We start from the raw sequence: 24,448 nt of genomic DNA, 5'->3' as shown, positions 1-24,448 counted from the left end.
CGGTGCCCGAACAAGATGCCAGGAGGACCGATGTCTTCACTCGACTACACCTACGAGAACATCGACAAGGTCATCGACCGGTCGACCTGGGTGGCTCCGACGATCGACCCGGGTAAGACGATGCTGCTGGTCCTGGACATGCAGAAGGCGTGTGCCGAGCCGGGGGGTGCCATGTACATCCCGAGCATCGGCGGCGCGCCGGAGGGCAAGGACGTTGTCCAGCCGGTAGTCAACGTGCTCGAGGCCTGCCGTGCCAAGGGCATCCCCGTCGTCTGGTCGCTCTGGGGCCTTCGCGGCGACGGCAAGGACGCCGGGTACGCCGACCGCAAGTGGGGCCTCGAAGGCCAGCTGGCTACCTTCCCCGGCTCCTGGGGCAACGGCGGCGACGAGCTGGTCGACGAGCTCGAGCCGCTCGACGACGAGCCGGTGATGCGCAAGCACCGGTTCTCCTCGTTCTACGGCACGCCGTTGACCGAGTATCTGCGCCGCGCGGGCTGCGACACCCTGGTCGTCGCCGGTCTTTCCACCGGCAACTGCCAGGTGGCCACCGCCATCGATGGCAACAACCAGGACTTCAAGGTGATCGTTCTGGCCGACACCACCGCCGCGATTCCGGCGTCCATCCCGGGTGTCGCCGAGCAGCCGCTGGGCTTCGGCCAGCACTGGGAGGCCCTGCGCAACATCCAGGCCAACCACGGCGACGTGCGTACCAGCGTCGAGTTCCTCCGGATGATCGGCGCCTGACCGCCACCGGCGAGACCCGGCTGCACGTGGGAAGCACCGAGAAACGCAAGTGCGAAGAGAAGGAACGTGAGATGTCGCTTTCCGGCAAGCGCGTAGCGCTGCTGATTGAAGACGAGTACCAGATCCTTGAGGGCTGGTACCCCCTGCTGCGCCTCCAGGAGGCTGGCGCCGACGTCCGGGTCATCGGCAGTGGCACCAAGGAGTCGTACGACAGCAAGGAGCACTACCCGATGCGGGCGGACGCCGGCGCGCCGGACGTGTCCGCCGCCGACTTCGACGCGGTCATCATTCCGGGCGGCTTCGCCCCGGACAACATGCGCCTGCACCCGGAGATGATCGATCTCGTCCGTGAGGCGTACGAGTCGGGCAAGCTGGTCGCCGCGATCTGCCATGGCGGCTGGATGCTCGCCTCGGCAGGGGCGACCAAGGGCCGCAGGATCACCGGCTATCTGCCGATCAAGACCGATGTCGAGAATGCGGGCGGCACCTGGGTCGACGAGCCGGTCGTCGAGGACGGCAACGTCATCACCTCCCGCACGCCGGTCGACCTGCCGCACTTCGGCCGGGCCATTGTCGAGTACCTCGGGCGCGTCTGATCGCACGCCCGTCGGCCGCCGGCTCGGGCTGGCGGCCGACGGGCCGGTGATCGCCGTCGGTGCTGCCCCCTGCCACCGAGCGCCCGTTTGAAAGGAGAGAGAGAGGTATGGCCCATTCGTCAAAGCCGGAGCCGGTCGACGCGATCGTCGTCGGACTCGGCGCGACCGGTGGCACCGCAGTGAAGGTGCTGGCCGAGGCAGGCATGAAGGTTGTCGGCTTCGACCGCGGACCCTGGCTGCGTGCACACGAGCACTACTCCGGCGACGAGGTCAAGTACGTCAACCGCAACTATCTGTGGCCAGACCCGAAGCTGTTCCCCCGGACCCTGCGCCACGACGAGAATTCGGTCGCCGAGGTGTTTCCCTTCTCCCCGACCCCGCAGTTGGTCGGTGGCGGCACCAACCACTGGGCCGGTTGGGTGCCGCGGCCACGCGAGTCCGACTTCATCCAGCGCTCGCTGCACGGCGACCTGCCGGGCGCGAGCCTCGCCGACTGGCCGATCCGCTACGAGCACCTTGAGCCCTACCTGACCAAGGTCGAGTGGGAGTTCGGCGTCTCCGGTGTGGCCGGCGCGGACAAGTACGAGCCATTCCGTAGCCGCCCGTACCCAAGCGAGCCGCTGCGTCCGACGCGCTTTGGCCGGCGGTTCTACGACGCCGCCAAGAAGATGGGGATCAACGCCTTCCCGATCCCGCACGCGATGGTCACCAACCGGCACAAGGGCCGAGACCCGTTCAACAAGACCAGCTTCTGGAACCAGTACGGCGACCCGAGCGGTGCCCGGTCGAACATCCTCACCACGTTCATCCCGGAAGCCGTGGCGACCGGCAACTTCGAGCTGCGCTCCGAGTGCTTCGTGCGGGAGATCAAGGTCGGCAAGGACGGCCGGGCGACCGGCGTCATCTACATCGACCCGGAGGGACGCGAGGTCGAGCAGGACGCCAAGGTAGTCGTGCTCAGCCTGGGCGCCATCGAGTCGGCCCGACTGATGCTGATGTCGCGTTCCGCGCAGCACCCGGACGGCCTGGCGAACTCCAGCGGCCTGGTCGGCAAGAACGCGACCTTCCACGAGTACGTCTTCGCTGTCGGCCTGTTCGACAAGGAGGTCGACGACCCGCTGTACGGCTGGGTCGGCAACTACATCAGCGGCGGGACCTTCGAGTTCTACGAGACCGACGAGGACCGCGGCCACATCGGCGGCTGTCTGATCTCTGCTTCGCAGACGGTTCATCCGGTCAACTGGGTCTTCCCCGGCCGGCCGAGCTGGGGCAGCGCTCTCAAGGACGCCGACCGTGACTACTTCAACTACGCGATGAAGATCGGGGCGATCCTGCACGACATGCCCCGCGAGTCCAACCGCGTCGACCTCGACCCGACCGTCAAGGACGCGTGGGGCCTGCCGGTCGCCAGGATCACCCACCAGCCGCACGAGAACGACGTGCGTATGAGCAAATGGCAGGTGGACAAGAACGCCGAGATCCTGGAGGTCGCGGGCGCCCGCAAGACGGTGCCGGTGTACCTGGACCGGATGACCGGGAACACGTGCCACCAGCACGGTACGGCACGGATGGGCAACGACCCGACCAAGTCGGTGCTCAACGAGTGGTGCCAGGCGCACGATATCGACAACCTGTTTGTCGTGGACGGGGCGGGCTTCCCGACCTCGACCGGGGTGAATCCAACGCTGACCATGATGGCCAATGCCTGGCGCGCGTGCGAGTACATCGTCGAGACGTACGCCAAGGGCCGCGAAGAGCACATCAAGGTCGCCTAGCCAACGCGTTCACGAAAGGAGGACTTGTGACCCTCAAGGCTGATTGGGAGGTCGTCGGAGCACCGGTCGACCCCGATTCGAACGAGCGGCTGTTCTTCACCGAGCACGAGTGGGAGACGATCGAGGCCGCGACCGCTCGCATCATCCCCACCGACCACGACCCCGGGGCACGTGAGGCACGGGTGGTGGTGTTCATCGACCGCTACCTGTCTGGTGTCGACTACGTCTTCGCCGCGGCGGACGGCAGCGGGTTTCTGAAGCTGACCGGCAAGTTCGCGGAAGCGTGGCGGGCTCGCATGTGGGACATGCAGCAGACCTACCGTCAAGGCATCCGCGACCTCGATGCGGTGGCCAGGAAGAGCTACGACGCCGACTTCAAGAACCTGACCGAGGATCAGCAGGACGATGTGCTGGAGGCGTTCTCCGGCGCGCCCAAGCCAGCCAAGGTCACCCTGGGCACGACGGAGGCGGTGACCACGTTCCTGCAGGGCACCTTCGACGAGGGAATGAGCTTCTTTCCCGCCCTCTGCCTGCACACGAAGCAGGGCTTCTACTGCGACCCGGTGTACGGCGGGAACAAGGACCGCATGGGTTGGAAGGTCATCGGGTTCCTCGGCCCAGAGTCGTTGAAAGACACGATGGACGGCACCTACGACACGAGTGCGTTCTTCATGGAGGGCGACTTCACCTGGGAGCAGCTAATTCCGCACCTGCGTGACCATCCGTTCCAGCCGGCAAGTCGGTAGATGGGAGCGGCCCGGGCAGATGTCCGGGCCGCTCCGTCACCATGAATGGGTTGGCATCGATAGCGGCGGGACAGTGCTAGAGTGTGTTCAGGCCACCTGACCATTCATGTGTGAATTCGATCACAGGGTAAGGCCATGCGTGCGCTACGTGAAAGGGGTCGTGAGAATGGCCGGCATCGGTCCTGGCGATATCGAGCCGGTCCGCCGACTGAAGGTTGCCGACTCGGTCGCAGCCCAGCTGGAGCAGTTGATCACCCGCGGCGACATCAAGCCGGGGGAGAAGCTGCCGCCGGAGCGGGTCCTGGCCGAGCGGTTCGGCGTCGGGCGCAGCTCGATGCGGGAGGCGATCCGCGTCGTGGAGGCGAACGGCATGCTGCGGACCGACCACGGCCGCGGGGTCTTCGTCGTCAGCGACAAGAAGGCGATGCCCAAGCTGTCCGATCTGCTGGTGTTCGACGACTTTACCGTGCCGGAGCTGTTCGAGGTCCGCATGTCCCTCGAGCCGGACGCCGCCACCCTGGCGGCCCGACGGATCACCGCGCCGGAGGCCAGCAACCTGCAACGGATCCTGGCGGAAGCCGAGAACCCGCAGCTGAGTGACGACGCGTTCGTCAAGCTCGACGCCGAGTTGCATCGCGCGATCGTCGCGGCCACCAAGAACACGTTGCTGCTGCGGCTTATGGAGAGCATCGAGCCGCTGTTCTTCAAGTACTCCCACCGGGTCATCAAGCTGCCCGGCCGTCGAGCGCACGCACATGCCGGACACGTGGCGCTCTGCCAGGCCATCATCGGGCATCGGGTGCGGGACGCCCGGACTGCGGCGTTGAGTCACATTCGCGATGTCGAACGCGACATCGCCGAGCATCTGGAGCATACCGTCGAGCGCAGGTGACGCAGCTGCCCAAAGCGCCGCCGCCGGTCGTCCCGGCAGCGGCGCTTTCGGAATCGTCAGCGCAGATCCAGCATCTTTCTCGCCTGGTGGACCGGGCCGCCGGTCGGCCGCCGCAGCGGGTCAGGGGCCTTCGGTAGCGCCTCGAACTGGGTCATGTCATGCCCGGTCACGACGAGCGCATCCGTGGCGTCGGCCAGCGCCGTGAGCCGGTGCATCGAGTGCACGGCCGCGAGGGTGTCGGTCGCGATGCCCGGCGGAAGGCCATCGTCGATGCATCCGACGGTGTTGATCGCATCGCCGGCGAGGATGACGTTGCCCAGGTCCGGCACGTCCCAGAGGACCACCGACTGGTGCCCCGGAGTATGGCCCGGCGTCATCATGAGCTGGAGGCCGGGAAGCATGTGCCAGTCGCCGTCGGCGAGCGTCCACGTCGTCGCGGTGAAGTCCGCCGGCACGTACGCCGTGCCCGCGTGCCCGTCAGGGCTGGTCGCCCATCGGTGTTCCGCGCGCTGCACGACGTGGACCGCGTGCGGAAAGACGCTCCCGCCACCGGCGTGATCGTGGTGCAGGTGTGTGTAGACCACGGCCCGGACATCGCGCGGCGCAAGACCCAGCAGCGCCAGTTGCCGGGCCGGGTGCTGGTGCGGCTGCATCCGCGGGCGGGAGGCCGCCGCCAGGTCAGCTCCCCAGGTGGCGACCGGGTCGTCGATGACGCCGGGGTCGTTGCCGGTGTCGACCAGGACGTATCCCGAGGTGGTGCCGACCAGGAACATCTGAACCGGTACGGCGATGCGGCGGCCGAAGCCGCTGCCGGGCACGACGACGCTCGACTCGACGTCGAGCACGCCGCCGTCGAGGAGATGGACGGAAGTGATCGAGGACTTCATGATGTGGCCTCCTCGGCGCTAGCGTGCAGACAGCGCAACAGCATTGCCATGGAGGTCGCACCGGCGTCGATGTGGCCTCGGCTGCGATCGCCGAGGTAGCTGCCCCGCCCCATCCTGGCCACCATTGCCGCGGTGGCATCACGACCCTGCTCGGCCGCGGTGGCGGCGCGGTCGAGGGCCGCGACAAGGCCGGCGGATCGGGTGGACGGCGACTCAAGCACGGTGACGGCCGGGTGGATCGCGTCGACGAGCGTCTTGTCGCCGGGGGCCGAGCCACCGAGTTCCCGGATGCCCGCCAGGGCGGAACCGAGGCCCTCGGTGAGGCCGGCGAGGTCCAGCGTGTTCCGACCCGCGCCCACGTCACTCAGCCGCAGGAAGAACGTGCCGTAGAGCGCACCGCTGGCACCGCCGACGGTGTTGACGATCGCCATTGCGACGGCCATCAGTTGTTCCTGGATGTCGCCGAACTTGCGGTCTCGAAGCAGAGCGCGGACAGCAACCGCGCCCTGCCGCAGGTTCGAGCCGTGCTCGCCGTCACCGACGGCGGCGTCGAGCTGGTTGAGGTGGGACTCGGCCGCCACGACGTCGGCGCAGAAGCGCTCAAGCCACGTCGTCACGACGTCTTGCGACAGCACCAGGGTCATCTCAGGCTCCCCAACGCAGCGAAGCAGTGTGTACGGGCCGGTCCCAGAGTTCGAGCAGTTCCTCGTCGGCGTGCAGCACCGTGAGCAGCGCGCCCTGTGAGTCGAGCGAGGTGATGTAGTCGCCGACCAGGCTCCGGACGGGTTCGACGCCGTGCTTGACAAGCCGATCCCGGACCGCCGCAAAAAGCCCGTACAGCTCGATGGCAGGCGTCGCGCCGAGGCCGCTGAGCAGGACCAAGACCTGGTTGCCAGGACGCAGTTGCAGCTCGTCGATGATCCGTTTCAGCATGACATCGGCGATCTCGTCGACCGGCGGCAACGGCCGGCGCTCGTGGCCGCGGTCACCGCCGATGCCGACGCCCACTTCGTACTCCCCGTGCGGCAGGTCGAACGTGCGCCGTCCGGTCTTCGGGTGTGTGCAGGAACTCAGCGCGACACCGAACGTTCGGCTGCGTCCGACGACCCGGCGGGCGAGGGCGGCCACGTCGTCGAGCGGGCGTCCCTGCTCGGCGGCGGCACCAGCGATCTTCTCGACCAGCACGGTGGCTCCCAGGCCACGGCGCCGGGCCGCGAGCTCGGGCGGGAACGACGCGTCGTCGTCGACGAGGACCTTCTCGATTCGGACGCCCTCACGCCGCAGGATCTCCGCGGCCAGGCCGAAGTTCATCACCTCGCCGCCGAAGTTCTTGACGACGTAGAGCACGCCGGCGCCATGGTCGGCGCGCCGGGTCGCCGCCATGATCTGGTTCGGCACGGGAGACGAGAAGACCTCGCCGGGGCACGCAGCGTCGAGCATGCCCAGCCCGACATAGCCCGCGTGCAGCGGTTCACAGCCGGAGCCGCCGCCGGAGACGAGCCCGACCTTGCCCGGGCCGGCCGGCGCCCGCCGTACGACGATGCGGTGAACCGGGTCGTACTCGACGATGTCGGGATGGGCGGCAGCCAGGCCGCGCAGGTAGTCCGGGACGACCGTGGTGGCGTCTCCCATGATCTTCTGCATCTTGCCCGCCTCCTCTCTGCGGAAAAACCGAGTCAGCCTCTTGACTTTGTGGCCGGGGCATCAGGATATTGGTCCGACCACCCGATCACAAGACCACTGGTTTGCGGAAGGAGCAGGTATGGAGTCACCACTCCCCGTGCCCGACGAGGCGCAGCGGTCCGCAGAGGCTCCGCACCTGCGTATGACCGACATCAGCAAGCGCTTCCAGGGCGTCCAGGCCCTGGACAGGGTGAGCCTGCTGGTACGCAACGGTGAGATCCATGCGCTCGTCGGCGGTAACGGCGCGGGCAAGTCGACGCTACTGAATGTGCTGTCCGGCCTGGTGACGCCGGACTCCGGCACCATCGAACTTGCCGGCCGGGAAGTTGTCATCGGCCATCCGCGAGAGGCACAGGCCCTGGGCGTCAGCACCATCCACCAGGAGTTGTCCACTGTGCCCGACCTGACCGTTCTAGAGAACATCTTCCTCGGCCGGGAGAAGGCGCTGACCGGCAAGGGCGCACTGTTTCTCAACCGACGCCAGATCGCGCGCCAGATCCAGGATCTCGCCAGCGAGTTCGGCATCACCCGGTCCGAGCTGTGGCGCCCGGTCGGCGAGTTCGGGGCGCTCAAGAAGCGGGTCATCGAGATCGTCAAGGCGCTCGCTGTGCCGCCGCGGATTCTCATCCTCGACGAGCCGACGTCGGGTCTCGAGGAGCACGAGAAGACGTTGCTCTTCGAACACATGCGCCGCCTGCAGCGCCGGGGTGTCGCCCTGATCTGGGTCACCCATCACCTCGACGAGGTGTTCGCCCTGGCCGACGTGGTGACCGTGATGCGCGACGGGCGAACCATCGCTCGCACCGAGACCGCGCAGCTCACGCAGCGCGAGCTAGCGGTGCAGATGTTCGGCGGCGACGCGACGGAACTCATGGAGTCCGCCGACGCCGTGGCCGCGCCGCGGCGGCAGGCCGGCAGCGAACGCCGTCAACCGCGGCTACGAACGCTGAACCTGACCCGGCACGGGGTGCTGCGGGACATCTCCCTCGAGGTGGCACCCGGCGAGATTCTGGGCATCGCAGGGCTTGCCGGTGCCGGACGGACCGAGCTGGTGCGCGCTCTGATGGGCTTGGACAAGCTCGACTCCGGCCAGATCGAGATCGACGGACGGGCTCGCACCATCCGACACCCGAAGGTGGCGTACCGGGCTGGTCTGGCGATGGTGCCCGAGGATCGCAAGCAGTTGGGCATCCTGCCGGACTTCTCGGTCGCCGCGAACATATCGGTCGCCAACCTCGGCTCGGTCACGGCGGCCGGGGTGCTGCGCGGGCGGAGCGAGCAGGCGCTCGCCGACTCGTACATCCGCAGCCTGGGAATCAAGACGCCCGGACCGGCCGAGCCGATCCGCAACCTCAGCGGCGGCAACCAGCAGAAAGCGATCATTGCGCGCTGCCTGAACACCAAGCCGTCGATCCTCATCTTCGACGAGCCGACTCAGGGCATCGACATCCACGCAAAGGCCGAGGTCCACCGTCTCATCCGGGACGTCGCCGACGAGGGCACCTCGGTCATCGTCATCGCCTCGGAGTTCTCCGAGCTGATCAGTCTGTGCGACCGCGTGGTCGTGTTGAACCGCGGAGCCCTCGTGGGCGAGATCCGCGACATCCCCCACCGGGTGGCGACAGAGGGCTACGACGCCGTCAAACACGCCATCATCGACAAGGCATCGAGAGCTGACCGATGAACAACTTCCGCTCCGGCGCCGCTCGGTTCCTCGGGATCGAGGGCGTACCCATCCTCCTGGCCTTCACGGCCGTGGCCGTCGGCTTCGCCGTAGCCGTGCCGTCGTTCGCCGACGGGGACTCCGTCAAGTACTACCTCAACGAGGAAGTACCGGTCTTCATCATCACGGCCGGGCTGGCCTTCGTCATCATCGCCGGTGGGATCGACCTCTCCGTCGGCGCCGTGCTCGGCCTGAGCGCCGGCACCTCCCTGTGGGCATCGATGCAGGGCTTCAATCCACTGGTGTCCGTCCTCGTCGGAGTCGGAACCGGGTTGGCCTTCGGCCTCGTCAACGGCCTGGTGATCGTCAAGTTCCGGCTCAACGACTTCATCGTCACCCTGGGCACACTCAACATCGCCGCCGGTCTGCTCGTGGTGCTCACCGACCACGTCCAGCTGGTCGGCACCTCCGACGAGACCTTCCTGGGCATCGCCGGCACGACAGTCGGCGGCCTCACCAGCGCCATGGTCCTGACCGCTGGCATCATCGCGGCGCTGCATCTCGTACTCGTCAAGACCGCCTTCGGCCGACGGATCCGGGCGGCCGGCATGGGCAGTGCCCCCGCGCTGGTCGCTGGCCTCGACGTTGGGCGACTCAAGTTGTACGCGTACCTCGTCTCGGGTGCCCTGGCCGGCTTCGGCGGCGTCCTGCTCGCCGCCCGTCTCAACTCCGTGCAGTCCGGCATGGCAGGCGGCTACGAGCTGATCGCGATCGCCGCGGCGGTGCTCGGCGGAGTGAGCCTGGCCGGTGGTCGGGGCGGGATCTGGCAGGCGGCGCTCGGCGCGCTGCTGCTCGTGACCCTCAAGCAGGGATTCCGGTTGATGGGCGTCGACCCGCTCATCTTCTCCATCATCACCGGGATCTGCATCCTTCTCGGCGTGATCGTGGACCGCAATGTCCGTCGTTTCGCGCTGACGCTGCGCACCCCGCAGCCCGTGCCGGCACCGGCCGGCGACCTGCAGCCGGCGACGAGTAAGGGGCGATGATGACCACCCTGACCACGGAGCGGATATCCGCCACCACCACCGATCGGATCTCCGCACTGCGCATCCGGATCCTGCGGGATCCGTCCTTCGGGATCCTCGTACTGCTCGTCGTCGTGTCCGTCGTGATGGCGTTCGCCGAGCCGACTTTCGCCACCGCCGGCAACCTCACCAACATCATCAACGCGATGATCACGGTGAGCTTTCTGGCGATCGGCATGACCGTGGTGCTCATCGCCGGCGGCCTCGACCTCTCGGTCGGGTCGGTGATGGCGCTGACCGCCGGCGTGGTCGCCAGTTGCCTCAACAACGGGATACCGCTGGTCGTCGCGTTCCTCGCCGCGCTGGGCGTCGGCGCAGGCATCGGTATGGTCAACGGACTGCTCATCACGAAGCTCGGCATCCCGGACTTCATCGCGACCCTGGCGATGCTCGGTCTGGCCGGGGGTCTCCTGCTGTACTGGACCGCCGGGGTGCCGGTCCTCGGCTACATGACCGACGCGTACTACTACATCGGTGGCCTGCGCCAGCTCATCGGGCCGATAACCGTGCCGATGCTGTTGGTCGTCGCGGTCGGCATCGCGGTCTCGGTGTTCCTGCGCCGCACCACCTACGGCGTGAAGTTCTATGCGGTCGGCAGTTCGGCGACCGGTGCCATGAACGCCGGCATCCGCGTCGACCGCATCAAGATCGCCGCATACGTCATCAGCGGCCTCATGGCCGCCATCGCCGGCATCCACATCGCCGGACGTACCACCACCGTGCCGCCCCTGATCGGCAACGGCTACGAGATCAGCGCCATCGCTGCAGCCGTGATCGGCGGCGCCTCGCTGTTCGGCGGCAAGGGACGGGTGATCGGTGCCCTCGTGGGTGCGCTGACCCTCACCCTGACACGCAACATCATCAACCTGACCGGTGTCGAGTCGAGCTGGCAAGCCGTCGTCACCGGCCTCGTCCTCATCATCGCCATCCTGGCGAACCAGGCGTGGAGCGGCATCGCCCGCTCCATCGGCGCCGCCCGCCGCTGAACTTCGCACCCCCCTCCGACACACACCGCACCGCAAAGGAAATCGACATGACCGACTTCAACGGACTATCGCGACGACGAGTGCTACGCACCACCGGGCTGCTCGCCGGCGCCGGCGTGGGTGGGTCCCTGCTGGCTGCCTGCTCGCCCAACGGCGAGACGGGCGTGTCGTCGTCCGGCGGTGGTGGCGCCGCCAGCGAGTCGTTCGACGAGGCCATCAAGAAGATCGTGGACGGCAGGGAGATCAAGGTGGGCTTCACCCCGCCGGTCCTCTCCGAGAACTTCACTCAGATCGAACACGCCGCCTGGCGCAAGATGCACGAGTACGAGCAGCGATTCGGCTGCCGCTGGGTCTGGGAGCGCCAAGCACCGGTCGGTGACTTCAACGCCGTCCAGGGCACTCTCGGCATCGTGCAGTCGTGGGTCTCGCGCAAGTTCGACGCCATCGCGGTCTGCACCGGCGCGAACTTCGCGACCGTGCAAAACCTGTACCGCGACGCCACGGCAAAGGGCGTCAAAATTTACCAGTTCAACCAGCCGGCCGAGCTGTACCCCGAGGACCAGCTGCAGACCGTCACCAACGTGGGGTACGACAACCGTTGGCAGTCCGGTTACCTCGCCGGCAAGTACATCGCCGAGAAGCTCAACGGGCAGGGGAACATCCTACGGATCTGGGGTCCGTCCGGCTCGGACTGGACCCGGGGCCGCAAAATCGGCTTCGACCGGGCCCTCGCCGAGAACCCGGGGATCAAGGTTGTCGGCGAGGCCGACGGCGGGTATGTGCGCGACAAGGGATTCGCCGCCGCCCAGGACCTGCTGACCAAGAACCGTGACGTCAACGCGATCTACGGTGAGAACGAGGAGATGGCCCTCGGTGCGTCCCAGGCCATCGACACCGCCGGCCTCAAGCACTGGGACGGCTCCGGCGGAATCCTCACCATCGGCGCCGACGGGTTGGTCTCCGGATACAAGCAGATCAGGGCTGGCAAGCTCACCGCAACCGTCGACATCGGCGGCGTCGATCAGGGCCAGAACCTCATCGAGGCCATCTTCGTCTCCGCAGTGCTCGGCCAGTCGGTGACTCAGTTCATCAACAACCCGACGCAGGTCGTCGACCACACCAACGTGGACTGGCACCAGGCGTACACCGAGTGGGCTCTCGCGGCCCCGAAGAAGTACGGCGCCTGACCAGGTAACGCGTGGCGGCCAGGCGACAGGCCGCCACGCCCACCACCACACCAATCAACAGCAGCTACGAGGCGAACGGTGAGTTAAGCATGAAGATCGCAGGTGTTCGGGCATATCCCGTCGGGCTACCCCTGCAGGAGGAGCTGCGTTGGGGAGCGATGGCGGTGAGCACCAAGGGCGGCATCATCGTGGAGGTCAGCACCAGCGACGGACTGGTGGGAATCGGCGAGGCCGGTTTCTCGGCCGAGTACTTTTCGACCGTCGGCCCGCTCATCAACGGGCAGCTCGGTCCGATGGTCATCGGCCGCGACCCGCGGGACATCGGTGCACTGTGGCACGACATGATGCGGGCGACACACATGTGGGGCCGTCGCGGCGTCGAGACGTACGCACTGAGCGGCATAGACATCGCGCTCTGGGACTTGATGGGCAAGACGGCCGGGCAGCCGGTCCACCGGCTGCTCGGCACGTCCCAGCACTCGGTGCGGGCCTACTACGCCCCATCGCTGAAGCCAGCCGACAAGGCCGTCGCCGAGGCCAAGGAAGCGGTCGCCGCCGGATACACCGCGATCAAGCTACGCGTCGACGGAGACCTGTCCGCCGCGGTGCACCTCGTGCAATCGGTACGCTCCGCGGTTGGCACCGGCGTCGATCTGATGGTCGACGCCAACATGGCCTACAACCGCCGGGGAGCTCTGACCCTGGCCAGGGAGCTGCATGACCTCCAGGTGGCCTGGCTTGAAGAACCAATCATGTCGCACAGCCTCTCCCAGTACGTCTCGAGCCACGCATGGCTCGCCGACCGGGTCGACATCCCGCTGGCTGGCGGCGAATCACTGCTGACCCGCTTCGAATACATCGACCTCATGTCGAAACTGCCGTTCGACATCGTGCAGCCGGACGCCGCCAGCGTCGGCGGCATCTCCGAGCTCAAGCGGATCGCGGACATGGCCAGCTCCTGGAATCTCCAGTGCGTGCCGCACATCGGTTGCTCCTCCGGTACCGGCATCGGCATCAAGGCCGCCCTACAGGTCATTCTCAGCTGTGACAATGCCCCGCTGATCGAGTTCGACGCCTACGGCGGACTCGGCTGGCAGGGCTTCCTCGCCGACCCGCCGGTGGTCAAGGACGGCCGGGTCTGGGCCAGCGAGGAGCCGGGCATCGGCGTCACCATTGCCGACGGGGCGGAGCAGCGGTTCCGGATCCAGACCCGAGCTGTGCAGTGAGCCCACCAGAAGACCCACCGCACCGGCTGGTGACCGCGGCCAGTCCCCATCAGAGAGTCCACACGACCCTCGACGACCGCCCGGCGGACGTGGATCGCAGCTGTACGAGCATGTCGTGGATGAGCCCGTTTCATCCTGTGTAACGACCGGTCTCGACGTGGTGTCGGCTCCGCCTGAAAACTGGCTCTGGCACACATTCTGTGATTGATCTTGTTGATGGCTCACGGGGTGATCAGGACGCGTCTGCGGAGGAGGTCGAGGTTCGCGCGGCCATACATCTGTCGCTTGATCGTCTTGATGCGGTTGACCTGGCCTTCGACGGGGCCTGAGCTCCAGGGCTGGGTGAGGCCGGCGACGACGGCGTCACGGTCGCTGGCCAGGCCGGCGGCGAAGCCGCGGATTTCGGGGTATCCGGCATGGCGGGCGCGGTTGATCCAGGCGTCGAGGTGTTGCCCGGTGCCCTGGTGGCGGACCAGCGCGGCGAACCCGCGGGCGAGGCCGGCGACGGTGTCGAGGTCCGGGCAGCGGCGGCGGGCGTCGGCGAGATCAGCGCGGTCGTCGTCGGTGAGTTTGTGGCCGGGTCGCATGATCCAGGCGGTGAAACGCCGGGCCGACGGCACCCGAACTACTGTCGAAGGGGTAGGGCGGGTGCGGTTGATGGCGAGCCAGTCCCGCAGTACCCGCAAGCTGCCTTGATAGCCGCGGGCCACGATCTCGGCGTGCAGCACGGCTGTCTGGTGGACGCCGTCGGTGAGGCGTTGCCGCAGGTAGGAGTGGAACGGGGCGAGGACGCTGGGTCGGCTGCTGGCGTTCGGGCCGATCAACGCCTCGGCGGTGGTGGCGTGGGCGTACTTGCGGGCGGTTCTGACGTTCATGTCGAGCCGGCGGGCGGTCGCGCTGATCGACAGTCCTTCGGCTCGCAGGGCGTGCACGGCCGCGTGGCGTTGGCGGGTGTTCGCCGCCCGCCGTCCCGTCCTGACCGGCTCGTCGGCCGGGGCGACCAGGGCAGATGTCGGTTCGGTGTGGGTGCGTAGGCAGCGGCGGTGTCCACGGATGACTTTTTCGACAGTGTCGCTGAGGTTCTTCAGCAGGTGCCACCGGTCGGCGACCTGGATCGCGTCAGGTGCTCCCTTGCGGGCGCCCTCGGCGTAGCTGCCGCCTCGGTCACGGCAGATGATCTGAACACCAGGGTGGTCGCGCAGCCAGGCGGCGAGGGTGTCGGCGGTGCGATCGGGCAGAACGTCGATCGGCCGGCGGGTGTGCATGTCGAGCAGCACCGTCGCGTATCGGTGCCCACGGCGGCGGGCGAAGTCGTCGACGCCCAGCACCGCCCCCGAACTGGCGCCGGGGGCGACAGGATCGGTGCGTCTGGCTCCCCTGGCCCTCGACGGGTGGCGTGATCTCCGGCCTGACCAGACGATCACCATGCACGAAGGCCGATCTGTACAAGGAACCGCCACGATCACCGGAATCTCGATGCCGGGCTGAGAAGCCTGCCGGCCGTCAGACACCACTGCCCCACTCTCACCTTGTTGCCGTCCCCGCCGACGGGGCAGTCACGCAGGGCAGCGGGACGGTGACGGGCGTTGGTATGGTCGCCGGCATGGGGACGGGGGCTGGGTTCGACAGTGAGGAATCGCGTCCTTCACGGGCACGCCACGTGAAGAGGTCCGCCGATGGCCGCTGAGGTGTCGCGGTCCTCGGATGTGGATGTGTGGTCGCCGGACCGTTCGGTGCGGATCGTTGCCGGCGCTGATGGGCAGGTTCGCGTTCAGGTGCAGGGCCTGCGTCGGCATACCGAGGATTCGCTGGCTGGTCAGGTTCGAGCGGCGGTGAGGGTGGCGTTGGCGCGTGTGCAGCAGCCGGCCGAGCGCGGCGGGTCTCGCGGCGGGTCTCGCGGCAGCCGCTCCGGGTGGTGAGCTTCCCGGTGCGCAGGCAGCTGGGTGTGGTGGTCGGCGTGGCAGTGCTGGGTGTGGGTCTGCTCGGCCTGTGGCGGTGGGCACCGTGGAGCGACGATCAGACGGTGCCGTCCTGCGGGGATGTTGCCGCTGCGCTGCCGGAGGCGGTGCCGGGATCGTGGACGGTGACGCAGGTGCAGCCACGCCGAGAGGCCGTCCGGTCGGTGGTGCGGTGCGAGTTCGCCTTCATCTCAGTTGACCAGTCGTACCGGGGTGAGGTCATGGTGAGCCTCAGTGAGGGCGCCGACACGGAGACCCTACGCCGGCGGGTGTCCGACAGCCCCTGCTACGGCGAGGCTGTCCCCTATCCGGGCGCCGACCGGTATGAGGCGGCGAAGTCATGCGCGGAGACGATCAACGACAAGGCCTTCGTCCGCGTCTTCCTGGCCTCGTCGTCCCGCTACGGACACATCGTGGTGACGTTGACCGGCCCCGACCGGCCCGACGCGGGCCTCATCTCCTCCACCACGGTCACCACGCAGCGCATCGCCGACCTGACGATGCCCCTGACTGCCAGCGAGTAGGAAGGTCGACAGTGGACAAGATGGCACGATACTTCGCTGACGTGGCCGGGATCAGGGCTGTCGGGATCTCCACGAAGCAGTGGGTGGAGGTTGTCCGCGACCAGGACGGGGACATCGATGTCCGCATCCGACCGGGCCTGCTGCGGCGGTGTACCGAGCAGGAGGTGGCCGACGAGATCCGCTCTGCGCTCGTGGCGGCCCTCGTCGAGCACCGGCGGCAGTACCGGCAGCTCCGCGTCGACTACTTCGGCTCACCTGTCGGGGTGCGCGAGTCCACTCCGCCCGAGCTGCCCGACGGTGAGGAGCGGACACGGTGAGCACTGACATATCTACTTTCGCCGTGGAGACCCGGGCGTTGGTGGCCTTCGGTGTCGAGCGGTATGAAGATGCGACCTGCTACAGCGCTGTCCGCCGCTACCTCACCGACATCGGAGCCATCCCCCGCTCTGTCTGGGGCACTCTCGACGGGGTGTCCGACAAACTCGGCAGGGACTGGGCTGCGGCACTGGACAGCCGGGTCAGAGAGGCCACCACCGCGCGCGACGAGATGGACCGCATGGCCGACGGGCTCCTGCAGATTGCCGCCGACTACGAAGGCACCGACCTGCACGTCTCCACCTCCTTCGACGTGGTCAATCGGGATTTGCTGCCCTACCTGCCACTGGCCGACGGCTACGGCAACCCGATCCGCGTACGTCCCGGCGGCGCCGGCATCCTCGCCCCGCCCCACCATCGGATGCAGCCAGGCGACGCCCCCGTCCTGACCATCCCCGACGACAACGACCGGCTGACCGCCACCCGCAACGAGGCACTGCCCCACACCCGCGTCGTCGAGGAACCACTGCGGATCCACAGCAACTTCGCCCTCAGCGGCGGCCGCACCACCTACTACGAGCACGGCGGCGGCGACCACCTCGACACCTTCATCAACGAACACCGCAGCACGCTGCTGCAACTCGAAGCGCTCCTGATCGAGCTGGGCACCGGTGAACGACTACCGCTGAGCGACCTCATGATCCACGCCTGGCGATCCGCGCCCCCGATCATCCGCAACCGCGCCGACCTGGTCCACTCCGTCGCCAACACCTACGGCGAACTACGCGCCGAAATGGCCGGCGAACTCGCCAACCTCAAGCTCTACTGGGAAGGCGCCGCCGCGCAAGCCTTCACCCACTACGCAGACCGGGCCATCACCTACCTCACCCAACTCGAAACCCAGGCCCGCTGGCTGGCCGACGAAGGCAAACGCGCCGCCAGCATGCTCGAAGGCCTCCGTAACGCCTACGCCAGCCTCGGCTACGAACAAATCAGCACCCTCATCACCGCCCTCAACACCTACCTCGACGCAATCAACAGCCCCTTCGCCGCATGCACCCACCCTGAGAAGGCGTTCCTGGACGTGGTGAACACCTTTATCGGCTACCTCCGCGACGCCGAGAAGCGACACGTCGACGCCATGGCCAGCCTCATCAAAGTCGATGAACAGGAACGCAAGGAACGACCCGACCTCGGCACCCGCAGCCACGACACCACTCCGTTCCCCCACGCCCAGGTCGGTGCCGGCGCATGGACCGACCGCAACACCTGGAAACCACGACCCGACCGCCCCACAATCTGAACCGCGAGCCACCACTCGGGCTCCGTGAACCGGGTGCATCGGACCGGGTGGCAGCACGACCCATGGCGAGGTCAGGCATGTCAGCAGGATTCGGCGACGCCTTGCGGGTCACCAGCCCCTACGAGTTCCAGGGTGGCGACGTCCGTGGGAGTCGCCTGCCAGTGGCCGTCTCTCGACGCCGCAGGGCGGCGTACTCCTGCGCACGCGGCACGACCACGTCGCGTGTGCGCTGCAGTTCGTCAACGGCACGCACGAGCGCGTCGAGATCGTCGGTGAGACTGCGTGGGATACGGGCGGCGACGACCAGATGGTGCCAGGTGGCGCGGAATCCGTACGGGGCACAGTGCATAGCGCACTCCCGCAATGCGTAAAGCCTGCGCTGCGGCGAGAGCGTGCTGTCGCGGACGCGGCGCGCCTGCGCAGGAAAGCTGGTCACCAAGCAATGATGGCGCTCTCCATGGGACGGCACGACCACGTTTCGGTGCCCGGACGAACCACAACGCAGGACGAGACAGCCCTCACGGTGAACACACGCACATCGGCACGACCGCATCGTCGGGGCCAAGGTGCCATCGCTGTGGGTAACGCGTTCGGTGCGGGCAAGCGGTCGTGGTCGGCAGGGTTCGGATGCGTCTGGCAGCATCGTCGGGTGGCCGAGACGACAGACTGGCACGACTGGCACTCGCCGTACGCCGACGACACGTCTGCGTTGTCACGGCGACTACGGATCGTGCAGCGCCACATCGACGACTGGCTGGACCAGCGGCCGGAGTCCACGCTAAGAGTCGTCAGCGTGTGTGCGGGCCAGGGCCACGACCTCATCGGCGTGTTGACCCGCCGCTCGGACGCCGACCGGGTGCAGGCAGAACTGATCGAAAAGGACCCACGCAACGCCACAGCCGCACGCAAGCGCGCCGCTGCGGCCGGTCTCGGCGGTATCACCGTCCGGTGTACCGACGCCGGTGACTTCGCCGCGTACCGTACCGCCGTCCCGGCCGACCTGGTGCTCCTCGCCGGCGTGCTGGGCAACATCAGCGACCAGAACGCCCGAGCGACGATCACCTCACTGCCGAGGCTGTGCGCCCAAGGAGCAACGGTGATCTGGACCCGGACACGTAGGCCTCCGGACCTGACCCCGGTGGTGCGGCGCTGGTTCGCCGGCGTGGACTTCACCGAGCAAGCATTCGACGCGCCACCCGACGAACTGTTCTCAGTGGGCGTACACCTGTTCCGCGGCCGACCTGACAGCCCGCCCCCGAGCGGCCGGATCTTCACCTTTGCGCGATAAGGATCATCCGCCGCAGAGACTGCCGGTAGCGGCGGTCAGAGCGACGACGTAGCAATATCTGCGGCAAATCCGTGCACCGCGATCAGCTCAAACACAGTCCGGGTCGGATCGGAAGTGAACCGCTGGAGCGCTGCTTTGCCGGCTATCGGCGTACGGGCCAGGGCACAGCGGCGGGCCCTACCGCCGCAAGTCAGCCGCGTAGGGAGCCTTTGTCCCGTACGGAGGGGCCGGACGGTTTACGACTGCCCGGTGAGGAGATCCGCTTTCAACGACGCGGCCGTCACCGCCTACTTTGCTACCCCCGGCAGGTACCACAACCCGGACTGTTGACCGTCGCGCAGCCAGCTGACTCGGGATGCCTCATCGGGTCGAGGCGGCCAATCGCGGTAGGGCAGGAAGGCTACCCGCCATGCGATCACTACGAAGATGTAGAGGCCGAAGCCGCCAGCGAGCCACCACAGTGCGTCGCGGCGACGGTAGGAAGCACGCGGCGCAAGCCAGGCCGTGGCCGCCATCGGAACTGCGATCCAGCTGAGATCCGCGAGCGGGCCACTGCCCATCGCGTCCTCGATCAGCTCACGGATGATGACGGATGGCACCACCACGCCGAACACCAGCAGCGCGGCGATTAACGTACGGGTCGCTCGCCTGAGTGGCGGGCGCGAGCTGAGCGGATCATCGGGCATGGCCCGCAGGATACGAGGAAGCAGCAATCGCCGACGCAGGGCAGCCGTCACCTCTACAAGTCCGAGGCTGCGCCGAACGGAAATCCAAGCCCTCCCACATGATGCAAGCGGAGCCGCCGCACGGGTCCCAAGCTCGCAGGCGGACCGCCGAAGGCCGCCCGGTGTAACCGGGTGATGACACCGCAGAGGTGCCCTTCGCAGGGCGCCCCGGAGTTGTGGGACTCGGAACAACCGCACAGCCATCATCGGCACGACGGTCACCGCTACCCTCGATCGGCGGCAAATCCGTAGGCCAAGATCGTTTGCATCGTCCGCACACAGCATGTCCGGGCCGCCTGGTGGTCAACGGTCCGGCGCCCGTAGTTCCTCTATCAACGCCACGATCGCGGGATCCACCGGCGCTCGTACGTCCGTAGGTCGCGTGACCTCGTCGTCCTGAGGGTCGTAGATGGTGAGGTCGTATCGGCGGGCGAGTTGGTCAATCAACTGCAACGCGGGCGTGCTGCGTTCGCTGAAGCTCAGCTGCATGCTGACGTGGTCGATGCCGACATTCAGCGGCATGTCCATCCACGGGGAGTCGTGATCGTACGGCGGGAAGTCCGGGTAGTGGGCGCGGAGGTTCTCGTAGAACCCGACGATGCGTTCGTCCAGCTCGCCCTCGGGGTGATGCAGGCTTTGGCACTGCTCCGCCATCGCCTGTACCGCGGCATCGGTCGCGCTCGGGTCGACCGCAAGCACGACGAGACCGAAGCCCATGGGCCTATCGTGCCTCACCGCCACCGGTCCGTCGATCAAGTCCTCACCGAAGCAACCGCACCGAGATCGGGTGCGCGCTCATCGGCAGTTTCGAGCGGCAACCCAGCGGTGCCGGGTCACGTTGCGTTACGCGCGGCTCGCGGCAGAAGAGTGCGGCTTACTCTGCCAGTTAGTGGCCGTCGAAGCGAAGCTGCGCCATGTTCGTCCGTCGTCGTCCTTGGCAAGCAGGTCCTTATACCGATGCGCGTCTCGCTCGGCGATTATGCGGGCTTGTGCCACGAGATCGTGCAGGTTTGCAGGGTAGTACTCGTCCTTGAGGATGAATCCGCGGGCGAGCCACTCCCGGGTGGCCACATGCCGGCAAGTAAGGAATGCGGCAAGGCAGGCGATCCGATACAGGCCATGCAGATCGGCCACCTCGTCGTCCGCGGCCCGGCTCGTCGGGGTGGGCCGGCGCGCACGAAGGGCCTCGACGGACTCGTAGACGAGGCTGACCTGGGACCAGTACCAGGCACGGACGGCACACACCTTCTTATGTTCCGGCCCCGTCTCGATCACCGAGACCAGGTAGCGCTGCACGTGGCGTCGCCCGAGCGCCACCAGCAGCGGGTGGATCAGCTGCTTGTTGAACGAGACATCCTCATCGCACACGATCACAGCCAACACCCGATCGGCCACGGCAGCGGCAACCTCGGGCCGTGCTGCCAGAAGGTCACCGACGTGCAGGCGTTTGGCGTTCCGGCGGTCGTATGCCACAAAACGATCGTTGCTGCGATACGGCTCAGGCAGCTCTGGATGCCGCCAGTCCGGGCAGAGCTCCGCGAGGAGCTCATCGAGCCGCTGCTCGAACTCCGTCTCAAGGTCACCATCGGTCCAGGCCTGCACGAACCAATCATGCCGCTGATGGCCACCATGAAGGAGCCGCAGGGCACCGCCTCGAGATCGAGGTCCTCAGCTCAACAGCACCATCTGCGCTTTGCACCTACCGAGGTCTCACCCAGCCTGACGCCCCATCAGCGGCATGAGCGAGCACCTGATCGAGCGCCCGTTCACACGGTTCCCCTCGGTGCGAGGCTGGCGTGCCTGAGAAGTTGTTCGACCACGCAGGCCTGCCGGTGCCCGGTGAGGCAGCCACAGCGTGAGCCGGGGTGTACCCAACGGCGCCGTCGGCCAACTGGCGGATACTGCTGACCACCGGCGCCCGTCTGTGGCCATGCGGCCAGCCGGAAAGTGTTTCTCCGGTTGGCGTTCGCTCCGTAGGATCTCCGGCGATCAAGGGGGATGAAACGGTGGGCGATTTCCAGCAGTTCGTGACGGATGTGACTTCGCGTCTGTCCACGATGTCCAGGGGTGAGTTGTACGTCGTCGGCGACGGTCTCGACCGGGACTCGCTCTGGCTGACCTTTCTCGATTCCTTCCCCGCCGGCACCAATCTGCGGTTCCGTGAGCGGTCTGCGTACGACTGCTCGACCTGCCGCGGTTTCATCAAGCACTTCGGCAACGTCGTTGAGATCCACGACGGGCGGGTCCGTACCGTCTGGTCCGGGGTGTCTGCGTCCGACCCGGTCTTCTCCGTCGTCGCCGCCGCTCTGGACGAGTTCGTTCTTTCGCTGCCGTTGTCCACCATTTTCCGGTCCACTCAGGCGCAGTACGGGACGAAGACCACCCGGACGCTGCGCGACGGCCAGGTCGAGGTGTGGCACCACCTGCACGGCCGGGTGGAGAAGCGGCATCGCATTGAAGACGTCGGCGCGGCACAGGGCAACTTCGACGCCGCGGTGCAGGTCTTCCAACGTGGCCTGGCCGAGCTGACCCAGCACGCTCTGGACACCATCGTTGACCTTATCGACGACAATGCCCTCTACCGCGGCACGGAGCATCGTCGGGCGGTGACCGAGTTCCGGTCGCTGCAGAACCGGTGGACGCAGGCGACCGACCGGCGGGCCTTCGTCTTCGCCAACGCCATGAACCCGGCGGCACGCCTCCGCAACGCGGTGATCGGCACCCTCGTCCAGGACCTCTCCGCGGGTGTCGACCTGAAACAGGCGGTCCGGTCGTTCGAGACGAAGGTGGCACCGCAGAATTATCAGCGCCCCAGGGCGTTGATCACCCCGGCCATGGTCAAGGCCGCCATGAAGACCATCGACGAGTTGGGCATTGAGGAGTCGTTGCAGCGGCGGTTCGCCCGGCTCTCCGACGTGTCGGTCACCAACGTGCTGTGGGTCGACAACGACACACAGTCGCGGATGAAGGACGGCATCGAAGGGCTGCTCATGCAGGCGGCCACCACCAGGTCGTCAGGTGCGGGCCTTCGGGACGCGAAGCCGGAGGAGATTCCCGTGGTCTCCTTCATGAAGGACATCCTGCCCGGTGCCGCGACCATCGACCTGTGGGTGGCCAACAGCCACGAACCGCACCTCGTCAGTCTCACCACCGGCCGGCATCCAGCCGCCCCGCGGCTGTTCACCTGGGACAACGACTTCGCCTGGTCCTACAACGGCAACGTCACCGACTCGATCAAGGAGAAGGTCAAGCGGGCCGGCGGCAACGTCAGCGGCAAGCTGCGGGTGAGCCTGTCCTGGTTCAACCACGACGACCTCGACCTGCACGTTTACGAACCCAACGGCGACCACATCTGGTACCAGGACAAGCGCAACAAGCTGGACGTCGACATGAACGCTGGCGGAACGCTCTCCCGCGAGCCGGTGGAGAACGTCACCTGGACCGACCGTGTCCCCGACGGTGAGTACCGGATCGAGGTGAACCAGTACCGCAAGCGGGACAGCAGCGACGTCGGCTTCGTGATCGAGACCGAGAGCGACGGGAAAATCGAGAACTACCGGCACGAGCGGGCGGTCGGCCACAAGGAGACCGTCGAGGTGGGCTGGATGACGGTCGCCGGCGGGGTGATCACCGCCTTCCGGCCGGGTAAGGACATGCAGCCGGGCAGTGCGAGCAAGGCGTTGTGGGGCATCACCACCGAACAGTTCGTGCCGGTGTCCACCATCATGTACTCGCCGAACTACTTCGACGGCAGCGAGGTCGGCAACCGGCACTACTTCTTCATCCTGAAGGGGTGCGTGAACGACCAACCGACGCGGGGGATCTACAACGAGTTTCTCCGCGGCGACCTGCAATCGCACCGCAAGGTGTTCGAGGTTCTCGGCGACCGCACCAAGTGCGAGCCGTCCCCGGATCAGCTGTCCGGCCTCGGCTTCAGCTCCACGGTCCGCAGCTCTGTGGTCGCCAAGGTGACCATGACCGGCGGCCGGCGCCGTCTCATCAGCATCCAGTTCTGATTTGTCCCCAGACACCGAGAAAGGCCACCGTGACCCTTTTCGAGAAGGCCACGCGGGAGAAGTTCCGCTACCCGTCGACCAAAGGCCTGCTGACCACGGAACAGTTGTGGGAGCTTCCGCTGACCGCCAAGTCCGGCTTCAGCCTCGACGACGTGGCCAGGGCCGTCAACGCCGAGCTCAAGGCCGTCGACACCGAGTCGTTCGTGGCCACCGAGACCAATCCGGCCAAGGCGACCTTGGAGACCAAGTTGGAGGTCGTCAAGCACGTCATCGCCATCCGCATCGCGGAGGACCAGGCGGCGAAGGCAGCGGCGGCCAAGAAGCTGGAGAAGGAGAAGCTGCTGGCGGTCCTGGGCCGCAAGCAGGACGCGGTCCTGGAGAACCTGACCGAGGCAGAGCTGCTGGCCCGAATCAACGACCTGTAGCCCGCCGACAATCAGCGTCTGCCAGCAGGCCGGCACATCGCCGAGAAGTACGGTCGCCGTGCAAGACCTGTGCGGCCGGGCCGGCACTCAACGGCCACTTCTCGGCGAACTCACATCGGTACAACAGCGGACCCGTGACGCCCTCTCATCGGCATGAGCGGATGCCGGCCGACGACCAGGCTGGCAGAGTCCGCCTATCCCACGGCGGCCTGGGATCCTGTCGTACCTGACCAACGCCACCTACCTGCACCAACCGCGCCTGGACGCTGCATCTCGCCGCGTGGAGTCCGGCCACGAGGGAGTGTCAAGTTAACGGCTGATCTTGGTTGTTGAGGTGGTCAGTTGTTGGCCGGGGTGAGTCGGCCTTCGAAGGCGATCTGGAAGGCGTTCAGGGGTGCTTTCCAGCGCATGGTCCATCGTCGGC

23 protein-coding genes and 1 pseudogene are annotated in these 24,448 nt (G+C 67.0%); 16 read left to right on the top strand and 8 right to left on the bottom strand.

Annotation, left to right across the window (positions count from 1 at the left end; all coding sequences use genetic code 11):
- Window positions 1-30: 30 nt before the first annotated feature.
- The 5 genes from EG812_RS26015 to EG812_RS25995 all read left to right on the top strand — a co-directional run bounded on the left by EG812_RS26015 (window position 31) and on the right by EG812_RS25995 (window position 4,753).
- On the top strand, window positions 31-744 hold the full coding sequence (locus EG812_RS26015; protein WP_158632541.1) for a cysteine hydrolase family protein: 714 nt from the start codon (window positions 31-33) through the stop codon (window positions 742-744).
- A gap of 26 nt (window positions 745-770) precedes the next feature.
- The gene (locus tag EG812_RS26010) at window positions 771-1,340 is read left to right on the top strand and encodes a type 1 glutamine amidotransferase domain-containing protein (RefSeq protein WP_233579636.1); all 570 of its coding nucleotides are present in this window, start codon (window positions 771-773) and stop codon (window positions 1,338-1,340) included.
- A 107-nt stretch (window positions 1,341-1,447) separates the two neighbouring features.
- The gene (locus EG812_RS26005; protein ID WP_126713095.1) at window positions 1,448-3,115 is read left to right on the top strand and encodes a GMC family oxidoreductase; all 1,668 of its coding nucleotides are present in this window, start codon (window positions 1,448-1,450) and stop codon (window positions 3,113-3,115) included.
- 26 nt (window positions 3,116-3,141) lie between these two features.
- Window positions 3,142-3,861, top strand: a complete 720-nt coding sequence (locus EG812_RS26000; protein WP_199743955.1) for a gluconate 2-dehydrogenase subunit 3 family protein — start codon at window positions 3,142-3,144, stop codon at window positions 3,859-3,861.
- 106 nt (window positions 3,862-3,967) lie between these two features.
- A complete protein-coding gene (locus tag EG812_RS25995; protein ID WP_126713094.1) occupies window positions 3,968-4,753 on the top strand; it encodes a FadR/GntR family transcriptional regulator in 786 nt (261 codons plus the stop codon).
- 56 nt (window positions 4,754-4,809) lie between these two features.
- Here EG812_RS25995 and EG812_RS25990 read toward each other — a convergent pair whose 3' ends face one another.
- Genes EG812_RS25990 through EG812_RS25980 form a run of 3 tightly spaced genes read right to left on the bottom strand, consistent with a single transcriptional unit; the run spans window position 4,810 to window position 7,284 of the window.
- Window positions 4,810-5,640 carry an N-acyl homoserine lactonase family protein gene (locus EG812_RS25990; protein ID WP_126713093.1) on the bottom strand — a complete coding sequence of 277 codons (831 nt, stop codon included), beginning with the start codon at window positions 5,638-5,640 and terminating at the stop codon, window positions 4,810-4,812.
- Window positions 5,637-6,284 carry a dihydroxyacetone kinase subunit DhaL gene (gene dhaL, locus EG812_RS25985; protein WP_126713092.1) on the bottom strand — a complete coding sequence of 216 codons (648 nt, stop codon included), beginning with the start codon at window positions 6,282-6,284 and terminating at the stop codon, window positions 5,637-5,639. Before dhaL ends, EG812_RS25990 begins: the two co-directional genes overlap by 4 nt.
- A gap of 1 nt (window position 6,285) precedes the next feature.
- Entirely contained in the window at window positions 6,286-7,284 is a 999-nt protein-coding gene (locus tag EG812_RS25980) for a dihydroxyacetone kinase subunit DhaK (protein WP_126713091.1), read from the bottom strand.
- 136 nt (window positions 7,285-7,420) lie between these two features.
- Between EG812_RS25980 and EG812_RS25975 the strand changes: the two genes are divergently transcribed.
- From EG812_RS25975 to EG812_RS25955, 5 genes are read left to right on the top strand one after another with little or no spacing between them, the layout of a single operon-like run.
- On the top strand, window positions 7,421-9,007 hold the full coding sequence (locus tag EG812_RS25975) for a sugar ABC transporter ATP-binding protein (protein WP_158632540.1): 1,587 nt from the start codon (window positions 7,421-7,423) through the stop codon (window positions 9,005-9,007).
- A complete protein-coding gene (locus EG812_RS25970; RefSeq protein ID WP_126713089.1) occupies window positions 9,004-10,032 on the top strand; it encodes an ABC transporter permease in 1,029 nt (342 codons plus the stop codon). Before EG812_RS25975 ends, EG812_RS25970 begins: the two co-directional genes overlap by 4 nt.
- Window positions 10,032-11,057: an ABC transporter permease gene (locus EG812_RS25965; RefSeq protein WP_158632539.1), complete on the top strand. Its 1,026-nt coding sequence runs from the start codon at window positions 10,032-10,034 to the stop codon at window positions 11,055-11,057. Before EG812_RS25970 ends, EG812_RS25965 begins: the two co-directional genes overlap by 1 nt.
- Window positions 11,058-11,104: 47 nt before the next feature.
- Entirely contained in the window at window positions 11,105-12,244 is a 1,140-nt protein-coding gene (locus EG812_RS25960; RefSeq protein ID WP_126713087.1) for a sugar ABC transporter substrate-binding protein, read from the top strand.
- Window positions 12,245-12,255: 11 nt separating this feature from the next.
- Window positions 12,256-13,470, top strand: a complete 1,215-nt coding sequence (locus EG812_RS25955; protein WP_126713086.1) for a mandelate racemase/muconate lactonizing enzyme family protein — start codon at window positions 12,256-12,258, stop codon at window positions 13,468-13,470.
- A 221-nt stretch (window positions 13,471-13,691) separates the two neighbouring features.
- On the opposite strand, the pseudogene EG812_RS25950 reads toward EG812_RS25955, so the two are convergent.
- Window positions 13,692-14,801, bottom strand: a pseudogene (locus EG812_RS25950) (ISL3 family transposase); the annotation flags it as partial.
- Window positions 14,802-15,397: 596 nt separating this feature from the next.
- Here EG812_RS25950 and EG812_RS25940 point away from each other — a divergent pair.
- Genes EG812_RS25940 through EG812_RS25930 form a run of 3 tightly spaced genes read left to right on the top strand, consistent with a single transcriptional unit; the run spans window position 15,398 to window position 17,570 of the window.
- The gene (locus EG812_RS25940) at window positions 15,398-15,952 is read left to right on the top strand and encodes a hypothetical protein (RefSeq protein ID WP_126713084.1); all 555 of its coding nucleotides are present in this window, start codon (window positions 15,398-15,400) and stop codon (window positions 15,950-15,952) included.
- 20 nt (window positions 15,953-15,972) lie between these two features.
- Entirely contained in the window at window positions 15,973-16,269 is a 297-nt protein-coding gene (locus tag EG812_RS25935; RefSeq protein ID WP_233579634.1) for a hypothetical protein, read from the top strand.
- Complete coding sequence (locus EG812_RS25930) at window positions 16,266-17,570, top strand: WXG100 family type VII secretion target (protein WP_126713082.1); 1,305 nt, start codon at window positions 16,266-16,268, stop codon at window positions 17,568-17,570. Before EG812_RS25935 ends, EG812_RS25930 begins: the two co-directional genes overlap by 4 nt.
- A gap of 118 nt (window positions 17,571-17,688) precedes the next feature.
- Here EG812_RS25930 and EG812_RS25925 read toward each other — a convergent pair whose 3' ends face one another.
- On the bottom strand, window positions 17,689-18,006 hold the full coding sequence (locus EG812_RS25925; RefSeq protein WP_126713081.1) for a hypothetical protein: 318 nt from the start codon (window positions 18,004-18,006) through the stop codon (window positions 17,689-17,691).
- A gap of 213 nt (window positions 18,007-18,219) precedes the next feature.
- Between EG812_RS25925 and EG812_RS25920 the strand changes: the two genes are divergently transcribed.
- The gene (locus tag EG812_RS25920; protein WP_126713080.1) at window positions 18,220-18,858 is read left to right on the top strand and encodes an SAM-dependent methyltransferase; all 639 of its coding nucleotides are present in this window, start codon (window positions 18,220-18,222) and stop codon (window positions 18,856-18,858) included.
- Window positions 18,859-19,145: 287 nt separating this feature from the next.
- Here the strand turns inward: EG812_RS25920 and EG812_RS25915 are convergent, their stop codons facing one another.
- From EG812_RS25915 to EG812_RS25905, 3 genes are all read right to left on the bottom strand, one after another.
- Window positions 19,146-19,544, bottom strand: a complete 399-nt coding sequence (locus EG812_RS25915; RefSeq protein ID WP_102656753.1) for a hypothetical protein — start codon at window positions 19,542-19,544, stop codon at window positions 19,146-19,148.
- A gap of 342 nt (window positions 19,545-19,886) precedes the next feature.
- Window positions 19,887-20,300 (bottom strand): hypothetical protein, encoded by a 414-nt coding sequence (locus tag EG812_RS25910; RefSeq protein ID WP_102656752.1) that lies wholly within the window; start codon window positions 20,298-20,300, stop codon window positions 19,887-19,889.
- Window positions 20,301-20,426: 126 nt separating this feature from the next.
- Window positions 20,427-21,185, bottom strand: a complete 759-nt coding sequence (locus tag EG812_RS25905) for a hypothetical protein (RefSeq protein ID WP_126713079.1) — start codon at window positions 21,183-21,185, stop codon at window positions 20,427-20,429.
- Window positions 21,186-21,589: 404 nt separating this feature from the next.
- Between EG812_RS25905 and EG812_RS25900 the strand changes: the two genes are divergently transcribed.
- Both EG812_RS25900 and EG812_RS25895 read left to right on the top strand, forming a co-directional pair.
- Window positions 21,590-23,599: a DUF8224 domain-containing phage-derived protein gene (locus tag EG812_RS25900; protein ID WP_126713078.1), complete on the top strand. Its 2,010-nt coding sequence runs from the start codon at window positions 21,590-21,592 to the stop codon at window positions 23,597-23,599.
- Between the two features lie 29 nt (window positions 23,600-23,628).
- Window positions 23,629-24,024 (top strand): hypothetical protein, encoded by a 396-nt coding sequence (locus tag EG812_RS25895; protein WP_102656749.1) that lies wholly within the window; start codon window positions 23,629-23,631, stop codon window positions 24,022-24,024.
- Window positions 24,025-24,448 lie beyond the last annotated feature (424 nt).

The organism is Verrucosispora sp. FIM060022 (assembly GCF_003977705.1).
Taxonomy (GTDB): domain Bacteria; phylum Actinomycetota; class Actinomycetes; order Mycobacteriales; family Micromonosporaceae; genus Micromonospora; species Micromonospora gifhornensis.
The sequence above is the reverse complement of the archived record's forward strand: the minus strand, read 5'-3'. Positions and strand labels throughout refer to the sequence as shown.